The organism is Streptomyces sp. CB02058 (assembly GCF_001905505.1).
GTDB lineage: Bacteria > Actinomycetota > Actinomycetes > Streptomycetales > Streptomycetaceae > Streptomyces.
In genome coordinates, this window is record NZ_LIPG01000004.1 from 432,910 (window position 1) to 449,599 (window position 16,690).

Here is a 16,690-nt window from a genome sequence, read left to right on the forward strand (position 1 = left end):
TCAGCGGTAAGATTCTCAGTGCAGTGAGAAGCCGGAGGGACGCCGGCCGGAGCCGTGCGAGGGGATGAGATGGCAGCATCAAGGCCTGGCGACCAGGACGCCGTGGCGAAGGTGATCGAGGACTGGGCGCGTGAGCGGCCGGAGCTGGACACGAGTCCGCTCGAGGTCCTCGCCCGGCTCCACCGCTCCTTCCTGCGCTACAGCACCGGCCTGACCGAGTCCATCGAGCGGCACGGTCTGTCGGTCGCCGGTTTCGACGTCCTGACCGCGCTGCGCAGGTCGGGCGAGCCCTACCGGCTGACGGCCGGGCAGCTCGCCGACTCCGGGCTGGTGTCGTCGGCGGGGGTGACCCTGCGGATCGACCGCCTGGAGAAGGACGGCCTCATCGTCCGTGAGCGTGACACCCAGGACCGCAGGGTCGTGTACTCCCGCCTCACCGAGAAGGGCCTCGCCACCGTCGACACGGCGTTCGCCGAGCACCTCGACAACGAGAACCGGATGCTCGCGGGGCTGTCACCCTCCGAGCGCCGGCAGATCGCCCGGCTGCTGCGCAAGCTGGAGATCTCGATCCTCGACGCCGAGGGGGAACGGCCCGACCCGGCGCAGTAGCACGGGGACCCGCGCGCGGAGAGTCTCCCGGGAGCTCGGGGAAGTCGCCGGCTGACGACGACGCCGCGGTGCGCACGACGGGGCCCGGGTGTCAACGCGCCGACGAGGCCCCGGAGTACACCACCTCCCGGGTCCAGAGGCGGCGCGGCTGTGTGTGCAGGCGCCAGTAGTGCTCCGCGATGCGGTCGGGGTCGAAGTCGGTGCCGGGTGCCACCGGGCCGTCCACGGTGACAGCGGCCACATGCACCCCGGCGGCTCCGTACTGCTGGTCGAGCAGTGTGGTCAGCGTCCGGAGACCCGACTTGCCCAGGGAGAGGCTCACGTACTGCGGCTTGGGTTCCGGCATGCCGCCCGTGGCGAGGAACGTGCCGCTCCCGCGGGCCGCCATGGCCGGCACGAGGCGCGCTGCCGCGTTGACGGCTCCGATGACGTTGACCGCCCATGCGTCCAGGTGTTCGCGCACCGACAACTCGCCCAGCACGTCCGCTCGTACAAGGGCCGCGTTGTACACGGCGACCTGCGGAACGCCATGTCTGTCGACAGCCTCGTCGAGCGCCGCGTCCAGCTCGGCCCGGTCGGTGCTGTCTGCCTGCACCGCGACGACGGGAACGCCGTGGGAGGCCACCGAGCGGGCCACGTCCTTCACGTGCTGTTCACGCCGCGAGATCAGCGTGATCGGCAGGCCCTCCCGTGCGAACCGATGGGCGACCGCCAGCCCGATCCCGGGCCCCGCCCCGATGATTACCGCACCTGACATGATTGCACTCCTCCACTTCGCCACAAGCGATACTGAGGACGGTAGGGCGTCACATCCATGTGAAGGTCAAGGAGAAGCCGGTGCGCATCGGTGACCTGGCGAGCGAAACCGGCGTGAGCAGGCGACTGTTGCGCTACTACGAGGAGCAGGGACTGCTCCGGCCCACCCGGTCGGCCAACGGCTACCGCGACTACGCCGAGACGGATGTCGCGAGGGTGAACCACGTCCGGGCGCTGCTCGCCGCAGGGCTGTCCACCACGGTCATCGCCCAGGTGGTGCACTGCGTCCACAGCAAGGGCGAGCTCGAGATGCCGGCCGGCTGCCCGACCTTCGTCGGGGTGATTCGGCGCGAACGTGCCCGCGTCACCGAGTCGATCGCCCTCCTGGAGAGTTCGAGGACGATCCTGGACACCATCCTCGGCACGGCGTCCCGGGACGGGCAGGAGCCGGTGCGGGACACCTCCTCCGCCTCTGCGGACCGGAGGCTCCCCGCGCGTACCGGAGCCGCGCCGCGCGGGTCCGGCCGGACGGCGGATTGACGGACGGGCCGGCCGGGCTTCATCCGCGGGTCGGTGGAGCAGACCCTCCGGATGAGCGAGTCGAAGGGCTGTGGTCCGCCCTGACCCCGGTGAGTGCGCACAGGAACGGAAGCCCGCCGAGTGTGCGCACCTGGCTCGGACGCAGCCCTCAGAAGGGTCGCGCGTGCGACGCACAGGTGGCCGGACTCCCGCCCGGCGCGGCGAAACCTGCTCCGCCCGCAGGCGTGTCCGAGCATCACCGGCGTGGCCGCGGGCGATCAGCCCGACATCACTCGACCGACCGGTCGCCCCCATGGGAGCACCGGGTGCCCTCCGCCTGCCGCAGGACCCGCATCCGGCGCATGAGGTCGCGTGTCACGCGCCGGTCGAGCGTGGTACGCCAGACGACTCCGGGATACCGGGCCCGGAGGTGGGAGAGCGCCCTGGTGCCCAGCCCGCTGCGGTGGAAGCGCTTCTCGATGCTCACCTCGGTGATGAGCCCCTCCGAGCAGGAGTCGCAGAGGCGGAATTCGACGTGTCCGACCACCTTGCGCACCAGTACCAGAAGCAGACAGCGGTCGTCGGCGCTCCGTCCCGAGGACTGCACCAACTCGATCTGCCTGTAGGCGAGTACGCGCCGGTGCCAGGCCCCCTTGGGGTGGCCGGGCAACCGGTGTCGGCCCTCGCGGCCGTGGTGTGCGGGGGTCCTGGCCGCTCCTGGTGCCGGAAGGGACCGGCTGTGGAGCGGGTACGTCACGGGCCGTGCGTGGCTTCCGAGCATGTCTCACACCTGCCCGCGCCGCGACGGCCGATGCCTGCGGTCGGACCCATCCTGCACCGTGCGGGCCCTGCCCGTACCGGCGGCGCATACCGGTCGTCCGGCCGGGCACACGGCAGATCACATCGACCTCGGGAGTGCATCATGGTGATCGTCGGCATAGTCGCCGTCTGTATCGTTCTGGCCGTCCTCGCGTTCTTCGTGCCCCGCCTGTCCCGCCACCCCGAACGCGGCACGCAGCGGACCCTGGGGGTCGGATCGCGTGTGGGTGGCAAGGCTCCGGGCGCCCTGGGCCGGATCTTCAGCAAGCCCTTCCGCTCCAGCTCCAAGGCCGTGGGCAGCAGCGGCTCCGCCGGCCGCCGGGCACGCAGGCGTTTCCCCTTCTGACGGCGGACGTCGCCCGGCACCGCCAGCCGCGTCCCCGACCTCACAGGGCAATACACCTAGGACTTGTCCGGCCGATCGCTCCAGGTGCGCCGGGGCGAGAAGCCACTCGCACTGTCCCAGCGAGGGCTGGGATCACGACTACAGGAATGCCGACGGGCTGAGGTCAGGGCGCGAAGTACCAGCAGTACAGGTTCAGGCCTCTCTCCGCACGACTCACGGCTAGGGCTGACAGACGCTCAAGGAGGTCAACGGCACTGCCCGGCCCAAACTCATCGCCCATCTCGGAGACGGTCTCGGCCCACGTGAGAGCGGTACGTCTGAGCTGACCCGTTCCTGCACTGGTCAAGGCCGTCGAGAGCGTCTGCGGAACAGCGAAGACAGTGAAGCCATCGTTGGCCATGGGCACCACGTGCCGGAGCGGACTCTCCGCCCCCGTCAACAGAGCTTCCCACCTCGGAACTGCGTCATCCGGATAGATGCCGTCACACGTCACGGCAGGAAAATCATGACTCTTGCGCGGTCCTACCAGCACTGCTGACTCGTCGTCTCCGGCAAGGAAGAACTCTCCTACAAGCACCATCTGCCGATTCTGGCATGTCTCGGTACCCGGGAGCCCGACCGAGTGGCTGCTCCGCCGCCGGAGCGTTAGTGCGGGCATGGGGCGGGGTGATCTGAGTGATGCCGAATGGGAACGGCTGCGGCCGTTCCTGCCGGTCAGCAACAGGCGTTGTGGCCGGTGGCGTGATCACCGGCAGGTGATCGACGGGATTCTGCACCGGGTGCGAACCGGCGTTCAGTGGCGTGACCTGCCCGAACGGTTCGGACAGTGGAAAACTGTCTATGAACGCCACCGGCTCTGGTCCGCCGACGGCACCTGGGAGCGACTGCTCCAGCAGGTCCAGGCCTCAGCCGACGCGGCTGGCGAGACCGACTGGGACATCTCGGTCGACTCCACCATCGTCCGCGCCCATCAGCATGCGGCCGGCGCCCGCACCGACCCACCGCCGGCCCCTGCCTCAAAGGGGGCCGGAAGCCCGGAGCACCAGGACGAGACGCTGTGGCAGAGCCTGGTCGCCCGCCTGGTGGAGGTGGTGCTGGAGGTGAGGGCCTGGGCCGCTCGCGCGGCGGGTTCACCAGCAAGCTGCACCTGAGCGCGGACGGCCGCTGCCGTCCGCTGTCCCTGATCGTCACTGCAGGTCAGCGGGCGGACTGCACCCAGTCCAAGCCGGTCGTGGAGAAGATCCGGGTGCCCAGAGATCCGCTACAAGAAGCGCAACACGGTCGAGCGGGCGATCAACCGCCTGAAGCAGTTCCGGGCGGTCGCCACGCGTTACGACAAGCGCGGCTACGTCTACCTCGGCACCGCGACCGCGGCAGCCCTCACCATCTGGCTACGAACTTGATCGACCGGACAAGTCCTAGCGCTCGATGGTCGTCAGAGGGCTTCTGAACAGCGGGTTCAGCAGGATCGTGCCCGCGGCGACAGGTAGGGCGGCCGTCCCGGCATGCGGACTCACGATGCGTTCGGGATCCCCGCAGACATGGGAGAGGCCGATCGCGGCGCCTCGTATCTCCTCCAGGTACGCGGGGTTGAGCAGGCTGGAGTGCTCGGTGACGACGACCAGGTCGGGATTGAGGACGTCGAGGAGGAGAGCGACCGCCCGGCCGACCGCGCGGGCCCGCCGGCGCAGCAGTCGGTCCGCGCGCCTGTCCCCGGCCGCCGCCGCGTCCACCACGAGGAACGCGTCCGGCTCGGGCACGATGCCCAGGCCCGCGGCGGTCAGCGCGATCGCGGTGTTCGAGACCGTCGCCTCCAGGCACCCGGTCCTGCCGCAGGGGCAGGGAGTCGTGGAGTCGGGTACGGGCAGGTGGGCCACGTCGCCCGCTCCCGACCCGGGCCCCTGGTGGACCACCCCGGCGATTCCGAGGGCAGCGTCGACGACGTTCCCGACGAAGAGGTGGACCAGGCTGCGACGGGCCGCGGGCCGGCCGAAGAGGATCTCCGACTGGGCGATCGCGCGGGCGTGGTTGTCGATCCGTACCTCGGTTCCGCCCAGGCCACGGGCGAGTTCGGCGGCCAGCGGGCGGTGGTGCCAGCCCAGCGCGTCGTGCCGCACCGCCGTCCCGAGGCCTGGGTCGACCCAGCCGCCGAGGGCGGCGCCCACCCCCAGCAGCGGCCTGCCCCGGACCGAGTCGTCGAGGAACTCCCGCATCCCGTCGGCGACCCGGCGCGGCAGGTCCCCGGCGGCCGGGCCGCCGTGCGAGAGGTGGCGCCGGGCGAGCAGCCGGCCCCGCAGGTCCATCAGCCCGAACGTCGAGACGGGCACACCGATGTGGATGCCGCCGGCCACCGGACCGGCGGTTCCGTGCTCCCCGGCGGTGCCGGTGTTCAGGTCGATGGGGATCTGGGGCCTGCCCACACCGCGGCTCTCCACCAGTCCGGGCAGCTCCCGCACCAGGCCGAGGCGGACGAGGTCGGTGCACTGCCGGGAGACGGCGGCCGGACTGAGCCCGCAGAGCTGGGCGATGGTCCGGCGGGCGACCGGCCCGTGGTCGAGCACCGTGCGCAGCACCGTGGCGGCGTTGGCCTCGCGGCGGCCGTCGCCGGTCGCCCGGGAGATGTGCGGGGCGGCTGTCATGGTGGCCTTCCTCAAAGGTCCTGCGACGCGCGGCGGTCGCAGCATTACGGCGGCGTGAAATCGGTCCGGGCCTCGTGCCCGCTTCTCCTGCGGGCCGCGCACCACCTCCGCGACCGAGGGAAGAACCCCAGCTCAAAACAGGTTTGACGGGGCGTCGTCCGGGGTGGCGCCGACGTGGTGCGAGCGCCGATTCAACCACCGTCCGGCGCGCTCGGGGGCAGGGGCGGGTGCTTGACGTCCGCGGTGGGGCGCTGGAAGTCTCCGGGGCATGTTCGCGACGGCCGTTTCCGATGCGCGGCCCGCCCACGCCGGCCGCCCCACCACCGCGGTGGCGTGTCCGGGCCTCTGTTCCGCGGCCTGATCAGACCGCCCCGGCTCGATCCGGCCTCCCGAAGGCTCGATCCGACCGCCCCAGGACTCGTCCAAGTCCCGTACGACTCGGTGTCCTCGCTCCGCACCACGGTTCAGCCGCACCTCGGCACCCCGCACCTCATGCGCCCCCATCATGTGCCTCCGACTCGGCCGATTAATTCCGCTCCAGGATCAATCAAAGGCCGGCCGTCGGCGATTTCGAATCCCGAAGGGAATCCCGTCTCATGTCCTCAGCAACCACCGCCCCCGCCTCCACCGTCACCGTCCAGAAGATCGGTGGCCGGCTCGGCGCCGTCATCTCCGGGGTGCGCCTCGGCGGAGACCTCGACCCCGCGACGGTCGCCGAGATCCGGGCCGCGCTGCTGGCCCACAAGGTCGTCTTCCTCCGGGACCAGAACCACCTGGACGAGGACAGCCACGAGGCCTTCGGCCGGCTGCTCGGCACCCCGGTGGCCCACCCCACCGTCCCTTCGGCGGACGGCCGTTACTCCCTCGGCATCGACTCCGACCACGGCGGCCGGGCCAACCAGTGGCACACGGACGTGACCTTCGTGCCGGCCTACCCGGCCTTCTCGATCCTGCGGGCCGTCGTCATCCCGCCGTACGGTGGCAACACCCTGTGGTCCAACACCGGTGCGGCGTACGCCGGTCTGCCCGAGCCGCTGCGGGTGCTCGCCGACGGCCTGCGCGCGGTCCACTCCAACGACTACGACTACGTGGCACTGCGTCCCGAGGCCCGTCCCGAGGCGCTCGCCCAGTACCGGAAGGTGTTCACCTCGACGAAGTTCCTCACCGAGCACCCGGTGGTGCGCGTCCACCCCGAGACCGGCGAACGCGTCCTGCTCCTCGGCAACTTCGTCCAGCGCATCAGCGGACTGACCGGCCGCGACTCCCGCGCGCTGCTCGATCTGTTCCAGTCCCACATCGAGCGCCCGGAGAACACCGTGCGCTGGCAGTGGCAGACCGGCGACGTCGCCATCTGGGACAACCGTGCCACCCAGCACTACGGCGTGGACGACTCCGACGCCCACGAGCGCAAGCTGCGCCGCGTCACCATCGACGGCGACGTCCCCGTCGGCGTGGACGGCCGTTCCTCCGCGCTGATCAGCCCCGAGGAGGTGCCGGACCCCTCGTTCGGCATCGCTTCCGGAGCGTCGACGGCCGAGGCCCCGGAGAGGTCGAACGCCTGAGGGAGCGGGCGGCTCCGTCCGCCGGCGCCCCGCCGCAGCGGCTCAGGGCTGCTCGGCGGGGCCGGCGGCCTCGCGTCCGCCGACACTGACCAGCCCCGTCTCGTAGGCGACGATGACGGCCTGGACACGGTCGCGCAGGCCGAGTTTCCCGAGGATGCGGGCGACGTGGGTCTTGACGGTCGCCTCGGCCAGACGGAGGCGGGTGGCGAGTTCCGCGTTGCTCAGCCCCCGGGCCAGCAGGCCGAGGACCTCCAGTTCGCGCGGGGTGAGCGAGGCGAGGTCGCGGTGGAGGGCATCGGTGTCGCTGCCGCGCCGGGCGAACCGCTGCACGAGCCGGCGCGTGATGGCCGGTGCCAGGAGGGCGTCGCCCGTACGGACCGTACGCACGGCCGCGGTCAGGTGTTCGGGGGTGACGTCCTTGAGCAGGAAGCCGCTGGCACCGGCGGCCAGCGCCGCGTAGACGTACCGGTCGAGGTCGAAGGTGGTCAGAATGATGACGCGGGGTTCGCCCGGGGCGCCCGTGAGGATGCGGCGGGTCGCCTCCAGGCCGTCCGTCCCGGGCATCCGGATGTCCATCAGGACCACGTCCGGCCGGCTGCGGCGGACCGCTGCGACCGCTTCGGCTCCGTCGGCCGCCTCGGCGACGACATCGATGCCGTCGGCTCCGAGGATCATCCGGAATCCGGTACGGACGAGGGTCTGGTCGTCGGCGAGGAGCACGCGCAGCGGCTCGGTCACGGTGCCTCCAGCGGGATCAGGGCTTCCACACGGTAGCCCCCCGTCGGGCGACGGCCGGTGTCCAGGGTTCCTTCGTAGACGGCGAGACGCTCGCGCAGGCCGATCAGGCCCCGGCCGTTCCCGGAGAGGGCCCTCTCGCCCATGTGCCCACCGGTGTCGGTGACTTCGACGCGGAGCCGCTCCCGGCCGTACTCGACGGTCACCGCGGCGGTGGAGCCGGACGCGTGCTTCACGCTGTTGGTCAGGGCTTCCTGGACCACGCGGTAGGCGGTGAGCTCCACGCCCGGCGGGAGAGGGCGTGGCGGACCGGTCACGGTGAGGCCGACCGGCAGCCCGGTGTCCCGGACCCGCCCGACCAGTGCCTCCAGCTGCCCGAGGCCGGGCTGCGGGGCCAGCCCCGCGTCGGTGCCGGTCATGTCCGCGTCCTCGCCCGGGCCGTGGTCCTCGCCTCCCATGGTGAGCAGGCCCATGACGTGACGCAGTTCGGTCATGGCCGCCCGCCCGCCGGCCTCGACGGCCAGCAACGCCTCCCCGGCCTGCTCGGGAGAGGTCTTCATGACCGTGCGCGCGGCACCGGCCTGGATGATCATCACGCTGACGTTGTGGGTGACGACGTCGTGCAGTTCGCGGGCGATCCTGGCCCGCTCGTGCTCGACCGCCCGGCGCAGCGCCTCGGTCTGCTCGTGTTCCAGGGCGGAGAGGCGGGTGCGGCTCTCGTCGCTCCGGAGTCTCCAGGTGCGCACCCCGATGGCGGCCACCGCCATCGGAGCCAGGATCAGCAGCGCGACGTACTCGTTGGGGACGATCGGTCTCACCGAGTTCCCGGCAGTTCCGACCAGCACGACCGCCACCGGCAGCACCGCCAGGGTCGCCACCCGGTAGGGGCTGTGGACGGCGGCGCTGTAGACGGCGACGACGAACGCGTAGAAGGTGAGCCGCGATACGTCGTACGGGGTGAGCAGGGCCGCGGCCGTCACCACGCACAGAATGGCGAGTGGGTAGCGGCGGCGCAGCGCGAGCGCGGCCGAGGCGACGAACGCGAGGGTCACCATGAGGGTCAGGCCGTCGAGACCGGAGGGCGGCACATGGCGGACCACGCCGGGTGGGAGCCCGTCCGCCTGCTGCCTCCAGTTGTCGACGGCGTAGTGGAGGGTGGTGATGCCGAGCACCAGCGCCAGGAGCGCGTCGAACTGCCTGGCGCGCCGGGTGGGCCGCGGGGGCGGGCCCGACGGACTCCGGGCGTCACGGAGCGCTTCTTGCAGCCACGTCGACGCCGTACGTACGTTCATCACCGGTTCATTGTCGCCACCGCGCGGGGCGTTCGGGTCCGTCTCCGTGACCGTTCCCGGCGCGGCGCCTGCATCAGCCGCCTACATCGCAGGGATGACTTCTCCGGGGATCATCCCGGTGCGGTACCGCGCGGGGTCCGGGCGGGCGACGCGTGACGGCCGGGCCCGCTCCTAGCGTTCGGGAGGTCAGCAGCCCGGACCCGAGGAGCCACCCCATGACCACGTCGGTGATCGAACTGCGGGGGGCGGGCCGCCGCTACGGCGACGGCCCGCCCGCGCTGCACGAGGCATCGTTCACGGTGCGGTCCGGGGAGGCCGTCGCGGTCCTCGGCCCCTCCGGCAGCGGCAAGTCCACCCTGCTCAACCTGATCGCGGGCCTGGACCGGCCGGACACCGGGACCGTGACCGTGGACGGGGTGAGGGTGGACCGGCTGGGCGAGGCCGGTGCCGCGCTGTACCGGCGGTCCAGGATCGGCATGATCTTCCAGTTCTTCAACCTGCTCGACGATCTGACCGTCGCCGACAACGTCGTCCTGCCCGCGCGGCTGGCGGGTGTGTCCCGCGCGGAGGCGGACCGCCGGGCGGCGGAACTCCTCGAGACGCTCGGCATCGCCCGGCACGCGCGCTCCTGCCCGGGGCGGCTGTCCGGCGGCGAGCGCCAGCGCGTGGCGGTGGCACGGGCGTTGATGAACCGGCCCGCGGTGCTCTTGGCCGACGAGCCGACAGGAGCCCTGGACACGGCGGCGGGACAGGACGTCGCCGGGCTGCTCACCGGCCTCAACGCGGAGGGGCAGACCATCGTCCTGGTCACCCACGATCTCGCTCTGGCCCGGTCCTGCACGAACCGTACGGTCCGGATCGCCGACGGCCGGATCACCGACGACGTCCGGTCGGACGCCGTCACCCCCGAGGGCGTCCGATGAGTGCGCTCGGCAGGGTGGTGCGTTCGGGGGTGGGGAGGCGCCGGGTGCAGACGCTGGTGATCGGGCTCGCCACGATGATGGCGGTGGCCGCGTCCGTCCTCGGCGGATCGCTGCTCGTGGTCTCCGGCGCGCCGTTCTCCGACGCCTTCGCGGACCGGCACGGCGCTCATCTGTCCGTCGAGTTCGACGCGGCCGAAGTGAGCGCCGCGCGGCTTTCGGAGTCCGCGGACGCCGAAGGTGTGAGCGGTGCGGCCGGTCCCTTCCGTACGGCGACGGTCACTCCGGAGCCGGACGGGCGGAGCCCCGGCTGGCCGATGACCGTGGTCGGCCGGGACGGCCCCGGCGAGGACGTGGACGAGGTGAGGCTGCTCGACGGGCGGTGGCCGGCGCGTCCCGGCGAGCTGGTCCTGTCCGCAAAAGCCCCGCTCGCCCCGGTCCTGGGAGCGGAGGTCGTCCTTACCGGCCTGCCCGGCGACCCGGCGCTGACGGTGGTCGGGACGGCCCGGTCGGTCACCGGGACCGCCGACGCCTGGGTGGTCCCGTCCCAGATGCCGGCGCTCACCGCTCCCGGGGGCGGCGGCTACCAGATGCTCTACCGCTTCGCCGACGCGGACAGCGGCGCCGCGATCGCCGCGGGCCGCGAGGCGGTGGCCGGGGACCTGCCGCCGGAGGCCGTCGTCGGCGAGCAGTCCTGGCTGGCCGTGAGGAAGAGCGCCGAGCGCGACACGGCCGTCTACATCCCGTTCCTCGTCGCGTTCGGGACGCTCGGCCTCGTCATGTCGGTGCTCGTCGTCGGCAACGTCGTCGCGGCGGCGGTCGGCACGGGGACCCGCCGGATCGGCATCCTCAAGGCGGTCGGTTTCACCCCGGCCCAGGTCGTACGGGCCTACGTCGGCCAGGCGCTGGTCCCGGCCGCCGTCGGCACGGTCCTCGGTGTCCTGGCCGGCCATCTGCTGGCCGTCCCCGTGCTGGCGGAGACCGGGGAGGTCTACGGCTCCTCGTCCCTGACCGTCGCCCCCTGGGTCGACCTGACGGTGGCCGGCGGGGCGCTCGGCCTCGTGGCGGTGACCGCGTGGGCGAGTGCCTGGCGGGCCGGGCGCCTTCGTACGGTGGACGCACTCGCCGTCGGGCGCACCACCTCGACGGGGCGCGGGCGGTGGGCCGCCCGCCTGGCCGGGCGGCTGCCGTTGCCGCAGCCGGTCGCACTGGGCCTGACCCGGCCCTTCGCACGGCCCGCCCGGGTGCTGGCCATGGGCACCGCGGTGCTGTTCGGCACCGTCGCCGTCACGTTCACCGTGGGGATGGCCGCCTCGCTCGGCGAGGTGATGGAGGCCAGGGCGCACGATGTCGCCGATGTCACCGTGCCCGCGCCCCCGCCGGACTTCGCGCCCCCGCTCCCCGGCGAGGAGAAGCGGCCGGCGGCCGACCCCGCCGCGGTCGCCGCGGCGGTCGAGGCCGATCCCGGAACCGGTAGGTACTACAGCGCAGCGACCATCCGCGCGACCCTGTCCGGCGTGACCGGCATCGTCGACGTGATCGCCTTCACCCACGACGCGTCCTGGGGCGGCTACACGATGGTCTCGGGCCGCTGGATCGACGGGCCAGGCGAGGCCGTGGTCCCGACCCCCTTCCTGGCCACCACCGGCACCCGCGTCGGCGACACCGTCACGGTGAACGGTCTGGCCGAGCCGGTCACGGTCCGGATCGTCGGCGAGGTCCTCGACCCGCGCAACGCCGGCATGCAGGTCTTCACCGACGTGGCGACGCTCGCGTCCGCACACCCCGACCTGACGGACACGAGCCATCACATCGCGGTCGCACCGGGCACCGGGGTGTCCGCCTACGTCGACGCGCTGAACGAGGACCTCGCGCCGCTGGGGACCACGGCACAGGAGGGCGGGCTCCGCTCCGGCGGTGACATGGCCGTCACGCTCAACGCGCTCTCCGTGGTCCTCACGCTGATGCTGGTCGCCGTCGCCGCGCTCGGTGTGCTCAACAGCGTGCTGCTCGACACCCGCGAGCGCTTCCGGGAGCTGGGGATCCACAAGGCCCTGGGCATGACGCCCCGGCAGACCGTCGCGATGGTCGTCACCTCGGTCGTGGTGACCGGGCTGGCCGCGGGAGCCCTGGGCGTGCCGCTCGGCGTGGCCCTGCACGGCTGGGTGCTGCCCGAGATGGGCGAGGGCGTGGGGCTCCGGCTGCCCGACTCGGTCATCGCCGTCTACGGCCCGGCCGAACTGCTCCCGCTCGCCCTGGGCGGCCTGCTCATCGCCACCACGGGTGCGCTCCTGCCCGCCGGCTGGGCCGCGAGGACCCGGACCGCCACGGCTCTGCGCACCGAGTAGGAGCCGGAGCGGCCGGCGTGCGGGGGCGGTCAGGCACTCGGGCACAGGCGCCCGGACCCGGGGGCGCGGGCACAGGTCAGGGCACCGATTGCATGATCAAAATCGGGTGCGGTTAACATATGAGCACCGCCTAGCTCGAAAGATGGACTTGTGACTGCCACCGAGGACTCGTTCACCAATTGGAAGACCCGCGAGGAGATCGCGGAGTCGATGATCCCGATCATCGGGAAGCTGCACCGCGAGCGGGATGTCACGATCCTGCTCCACAGCCGCTCCCTGGTGAACAAGTCGGTGGTCAGCATTCTCAAGACCCACCGCTTCGCCCGGCAGATAGCCGGCGAGGAGCTCTCGGTCACCGAGACGCTGCCGTTCCTGCACGCGCTCACCGCGCTCGACCTCGGTCCTTCGCAGATCGACCTCGGCATGCTCGCCGCGACCTACCGGAGCGACGACCGCGGCCTCTCGGTGGAGGACTTCACCGCCGAGGCCGTGGCCGGCGCCACCGGCGCCAACAAGACGGAGCGCCGCGAGTCGCGCGACGTCGTGCTCTACGGATTCGGCCGCATCGGCCGCCTCCTGGCCCGCCTGCTCATCGAGAAGACCGGCTCGGGCAACGGCCTGCGGCTGCGCGCCATCGTCGTACGCCAGGGCGCCGGGCAGGACATCGTCAAGCGCGCGTCGCTGCTGCGCCGCGACTCGATCCACGGCCAGTTCCAGGGCACGATCACCGTCGACGAGGCGAACAGCAGGATCATCGCCAACGGCAACGAGATCCAGGTCATCTACTCGGACGACCCGACCTCGGTCGACTACACGGCGCACGGCATCAAGGACGCCATCCTGATCGACAACACCGGCCGGTGGCGCGACCGCGAGGGCCTCTCCAAGCACCTGCGCCCGGGTATCGCGAAGGTCGTCCTCACCGCCCCGGGCAAGGGGGACGTCCTCAACATCGTCCATGGCGTGAACCACGACATGATCAAGCCGGACGAGCAGATCATCTCCTGCGCCTCCTGCACCACCAACGCGATCGTGCCGCCGCTGAAGGCGATGGCGGACGAGTACGGCGTACTCCGCGGCCATGTCGAGACCGTCCACTCGTTCACCAACGACCAGAACCTGCTGGACAATTACCACAACTCCGACCGGCGCGGACGTTCGGCGCCGCTCAACATGGTGATCACCGAGACCGGTGCCGCCTCCGCCGTCACCAAGGCGCTGCCCGACCTCCAGGCGAAGATCACCGGCAGCTCGATCCGCGTCCCGGTGCCGGACGTCTCGATCGCGATCCTGAATCTGCAGCTCGCGCGCGGCACCAGCCGCGAGGAGGTCCTCGACTACCTCCGCAACGTGTCGCTGACCTCGCCGCTCAGGCGCCAGATCGACTTCATCACCGCTCCCGACGCGGTGTCGAGCGACTTCATCGGCTCGCGCCACGCATCGATCGTCGACGCCGGAGCCACGAAGGTCGAGGGCGACAACGCGATCCTCTACCTCTGGTACGACAACGAGTTCGGCTACTCCTCCCAGGTCATCCGGGTCGTCCAGCACGTCTCCGGCGTGGAGTACCCGACCTACCCGGCACCGGCGGCCTGACCGCCGGGCGGGCGGCTCCCGCGCCGGGAGCCGCCCGCCCGCCCCACGGGGCGTCCGGTCTCAGGCGAGTTCCGCCTCCTCTGCCCCGGGCAGGGGCTGTTCGGCCCAGATGGTCTTGCCGGTGGCGGTGTAGCGGGTGCCCCAGCGCTCGGTGAGGCTCGCGACGAGCAGGAGTCCGCGTCCGCCCTCGTCGAAGATCCGGGCGCGGCGCAGGTGCGGGGCGGTGCTGCTGCCGTCGACGACCTCGCAGATGAGGGCGGTGTCCCTGATGAGCCGGAGCCGGATCGGGTCCCCGCCGTAGCGGATGGCGTTGGTGACCAGCTCGGAGACGACCAGTTCGGTGGTGAACACGGCGTCGTCCAGGCCCCATGCCACGAGTTGGGCCGAGGCGCGTTTGCGGGCGTTGGACACGACGGCCGGATCGGCGACCAGGTCCCACGAGACGAAGTGGCCCGCGTCCAGGCGCCGGGTGCGGGCCAGCAGAAGGGCGACGTCGTCGTTCGGCTGCTCGGGGACGAGCGCCTCCATGACGGCGTCGCAGGTGTCTTCGAGGGAGTGTGTGGAGCGGCCGAGCAGCGAGCGGAGCTCGGCGAGGGAGTCGTCGACGTCCCGGCCCGCCGCCTCGATCAGTCCGTCGGTGAAGAGGGCGAGCCTGCTGCCCTCGGGCACCTCGAAGTCCGCCGCCTCGAAGGGCGCTCCGCCTGTGCCGAGCGGCGGCCCCGGGGGCAGCCGGAGCTGTTCGACGGTGCCGTCGGGGCGGGCCAGCATCGGCTCGGGGTGGCCCGCCCGGGCCATCGTGCAGTGCCCGGTCGCCGGGTCGTACACGGCGTACAGACAGGTCGCGCCCGCGACCGTCGCGCCTTCGGCGCTGTCGGGCGGCTGTTCGCGGTCGAGCGTCGTCGCCAGGTCGTCGAGCTGGGTGAGCAGTTCCTCGGGGGCGAGGTCGACGTCGGCCAGCGTCCGCACGGCGGTCCGGAGCCTGCCCATGGTGGCGGAGGCGTGCAGGCCGTGGCCGACGACGTCACCGACGATCAGGGCGACCCGTGCGCCGGACAGCGGGATGACGTCGAACCAGTCCCCTCCGAAGCCCGCGCCCCCGGTGTTCGGGAGATAGCGCGCGGTGACGTCGACGGCCTTCTGACGGGCGGCGCGGCGGGGCAGCAGGCTGCGCTGCAGGGCGAGTGCCGTGGCCCGCTCGCGGGTGTAACGACGGGCGTTGTCCACGCAGACGGCCGCCCGCGAGACGAGCTCGGCCGCGAGCTGGAGGTCCGCGGCGCCGAATCCGGCGGGGGTCCGATGGCGGCAGAACAGCGCGATGCCGAGGGTGATGCCGCGGGCCCGCAGCGGGACGACCAGTACCGAATGGATCTTGTTGACGCGCAGGCTCCGCGCCCGTGCGGGGTCGTCCGTCCAGCTCCGCAGGGCCTCCTCGTCGACGGCGTAGCGGGCCGGCTCTCCACTGATCAGCGCGCCGCCCACCACGGAGTTGCGGCTGTATTCGTGGGTCTCGCCGAGCGGGACGACCGATTCGGGGCAGCCCGCGAGCACGGACCGCTGGGCCACTCGGTGGAAGGAGATCCTCTCCCGGTGCAGCACGGAGCGCGCCTCGTCTCCGGTCAGCACCTCGGACAGCAGGTCGACGGTCACGAAGTCGGCGAAGTCCTCGATGGCCAGCTCCGCCAGTTCCTCGGCGGTGCGGCCCACGTCGAGGGTGCTGCCGATGCGCATGCTGGCCTTGTTCAGAACGGCCAGGCGCCGGCGCGCCCAGAACTGCTCGGTCGTGTCGAGCGTCACGACGCAGACACCCTGCACCTCGCCGGCGGCGTCGCGTACGGGCGACAGCGCCGCCTGCCAGATGTGCTCGGTGTCCTGGACCACGAGGTGCGTCTCGTACGGCTCGCCCTCGCCCGAGTGCATCACCCGCTCGATGGCTTCCCCGAGGCCCTCCCCGCCCTCCAGATACAGGCCGGGCTCGATCTCCCCGGGGCGCAGCCCGAGCATCGACGCCTCGGTCCTGTCGACGGAGACGCACGCCGCCCCGTTGGCCATGGCGAGCAGCTGGTCCCGGCCGAAGTAGGCGACCGGAACCGGGAGCTGCTCCAGGATCCGGCAGCGCACGTCGTCGGACGGCGGGACGACGGCCGCCCGTGCGGGCCCGTCACCCTCCGCAGGCGGGCCCCTGCGGCCCGTCCCGTCCGCGCTCATGGGCCCATCACTCGTCCTCCCCGCCTGGGCCGTCTCTTTCGGATCCTGCCCGGCTCGCGACGCCCGGCACGCACGCTCGCCGCGTCGCCGTCGGCCGTCGATGCTCCGCATGGACTCCCTCCTCCGCCGCGCGCTCGCACGCACCGGACGCCGCTCCCGGCCCGATCCGAAAGAAACGGCCTGGACGGGTCGTCCACACACATCGATATGCCTCCTCCGTTCCAGCATGCGCGTGCGGCTACCGGCTCTCAACCGCCCCTCTGCCCGTCACGGCCGTTTGACCCGACCGCGCCCCGCCCGGAGCCTCCACCTGCACCGGCAGGACACCGTACGAACCGGTGGCC

General features: G+C 72.1%; 14 protein-coding genes and 1 pseudogene. 8 read left to right on the top strand and 7 right to left on the bottom strand.

The features are described from left to right. Nucleotides 1-69: 69 nt before the first annotated feature. Nucleotides 70-609 (top strand): MarR family winged helix-turn-helix transcriptional regulator, encoded by a 540-nt coding sequence (locus tag AMK10_RS22520; RefSeq protein ID WP_073749711.1) that lies wholly within the window; start codon nucleotides 70-72, stop codon nucleotides 607-609. Nucleotides 610-700: 91 nt separating this feature from the next. Here AMK10_RS22520 and AMK10_RS22525 read toward each other — a convergent pair whose 3' ends face one another. Further along, nucleotides 701-1,366: an SDR family NAD(P)-dependent oxidoreductase gene (locus AMK10_RS22525; RefSeq protein WP_073749712.1), complete on the bottom strand. Its 666-nt coding sequence runs from the start codon at nucleotides 1,364-1,366 to the stop codon at nucleotides 701-703. Nucleotides 1,367-1,446: 80 nt separating this feature from the next. Here AMK10_RS22525 and AMK10_RS22530 point away from each other — a divergent pair, with 80 nt between their 5' ends. Beyond that, a complete protein-coding gene (locus AMK10_RS22530; RefSeq protein WP_079180862.1) occupies nucleotides 1,447-1,905 on the top strand; it encodes a MerR family transcriptional regulator in 459 nt (152 codons plus the stop codon). Between the two features lie 268 nt (nucleotides 1,906-2,173). Here the strand turns inward: AMK10_RS22530 and AMK10_RS22535 are convergent, their stop codons facing one another. Beyond that, a complete protein-coding gene (locus tag AMK10_RS22535; RefSeq protein WP_241839630.1) occupies nucleotides 2,174-2,641 on the bottom strand; it encodes a hypothetical protein in 468 nt (155 codons plus the stop codon). A gap of 165 nt (nucleotides 2,642-2,806) precedes the next feature. On the opposite strand from AMK10_RS22535, the gene AMK10_RS22540 reads away from it, so the two are divergent. Then, nucleotides 2,807-3,049, top strand: a complete 243-nt coding sequence (locus AMK10_RS22540) for a DUF6411 family protein (protein WP_073749714.1) — start codon at nucleotides 2,807-2,809, stop codon at nucleotides 3,047-3,049. A gap of 163 nt (nucleotides 3,050-3,212) precedes the next feature. Here AMK10_RS22540 and AMK10_RS22545 read toward each other — a convergent pair whose 3' ends face one another. Further along, nucleotides 3,213-3,629 (bottom strand): hypothetical protein, encoded by a 417-nt coding sequence (locus tag AMK10_RS22545; protein WP_143194975.1) that lies wholly within the window; start codon nucleotides 3,627-3,629, stop codon nucleotides 3,213-3,215. A 76-nt stretch (nucleotides 3,630-3,705) separates the two neighbouring features. Between AMK10_RS22545 and AMK10_RS37735 the strand changes: the two are divergent. Beyond that, nucleotides 3,706-4,452 (top strand): annotated as a pseudogene (locus AMK10_RS37735) (IS5 family transposase). 15 nt (nucleotides 4,453-4,467) lie between these two features. Here AMK10_RS37735 and AMK10_RS22560 read toward each other — a convergent pair. Further along, nucleotides 4,468-5,688: an ROK family transcriptional regulator gene (locus AMK10_RS22560; protein ID WP_073749717.1), complete on the bottom strand. Its 1,221-nt coding sequence runs from the start codon at nucleotides 5,686-5,688 to the stop codon at nucleotides 4,468-4,470. A 596-nt stretch (nucleotides 5,689-6,284) separates the two neighbouring features. Here AMK10_RS22560 and AMK10_RS22565 point away from each other — a divergent pair. Further along, entirely contained in the window at nucleotides 6,285-7,250 is a 966-nt protein-coding gene (locus AMK10_RS22565; RefSeq protein ID WP_073749718.1) for a TauD/TfdA dioxygenase family protein, read from the top strand. A 42-nt stretch (nucleotides 7,251-7,292) separates the two neighbouring features. Here the strand turns inward: AMK10_RS22565 and AMK10_RS22570 are convergent, their stop codons facing one another. Both AMK10_RS22570 and AMK10_RS22575 read right to left on the bottom strand, forming a co-directional pair. Continuing rightward, the gene (locus AMK10_RS22570) at nucleotides 7,293-7,988 is read right to left on the bottom strand and encodes a response regulator (protein ID WP_073749719.1); all 696 of its coding nucleotides are present in this window, start codon (nucleotides 7,986-7,988) and stop codon (nucleotides 7,293-7,295) included. Continuing rightward, nucleotides 7,985-9,277, bottom strand: a complete 1,293-nt coding sequence (locus AMK10_RS22575; RefSeq protein WP_079180822.1) for a sensor histidine kinase — start codon at nucleotides 9,275-9,277, stop codon at nucleotides 7,985-7,987. Before AMK10_RS22575 ends, AMK10_RS22570 begins: the two co-directional genes overlap by 4 nt. Before the next feature lie 215 nt (nucleotides 9,278-9,492). On the opposite strand from AMK10_RS22575, the gene AMK10_RS22580 reads away from it, so the two are divergent. From AMK10_RS22580 to AMK10_RS22590, 3 genes are all read left to right on the top strand, one after another. Next, nucleotides 9,493-10,200, top strand: a complete 708-nt coding sequence (locus tag AMK10_RS22580) for an ABC transporter ATP-binding protein (RefSeq protein ID WP_073749720.1) — start codon at nucleotides 9,493-9,495, stop codon at nucleotides 10,198-10,200. Further along, complete coding sequence (locus AMK10_RS22585; protein ID WP_073749721.1) at nucleotides 10,197-12,545, top strand: ABC transporter permease; 2,349 nt, start codon at nucleotides 10,197-10,199, stop codon at nucleotides 12,543-12,545. Before AMK10_RS22580 ends, AMK10_RS22585 begins: the two co-directional genes overlap by 4 nt. A 150-nt stretch (nucleotides 12,546-12,695) precedes the next feature. Further along, complete coding sequence (locus AMK10_RS22590; protein ID WP_073749722.1) at nucleotides 12,696-14,141, top strand: glyceraldehyde-3-phosphate dehydrogenase; 1,446 nt, start codon at nucleotides 12,696-12,698, stop codon at nucleotides 14,139-14,141. Between the two features lie 60 nt (nucleotides 14,142-14,201). Here AMK10_RS22590 and AMK10_RS22595 read toward each other — a convergent pair whose 3' ends face one another. Further along, the gene (locus AMK10_RS22595) at nucleotides 14,202-16,346 is read right to left on the bottom strand and encodes a SpoIIE family protein phosphatase (RefSeq protein ID WP_073749723.1); all 2,145 of its coding nucleotides are present in this window, start codon (nucleotides 16,344-16,346) and stop codon (nucleotides 14,202-14,204) included. Between the last annotated feature and the right edge of the window lie 344 nt (nucleotides 16,347-16,690).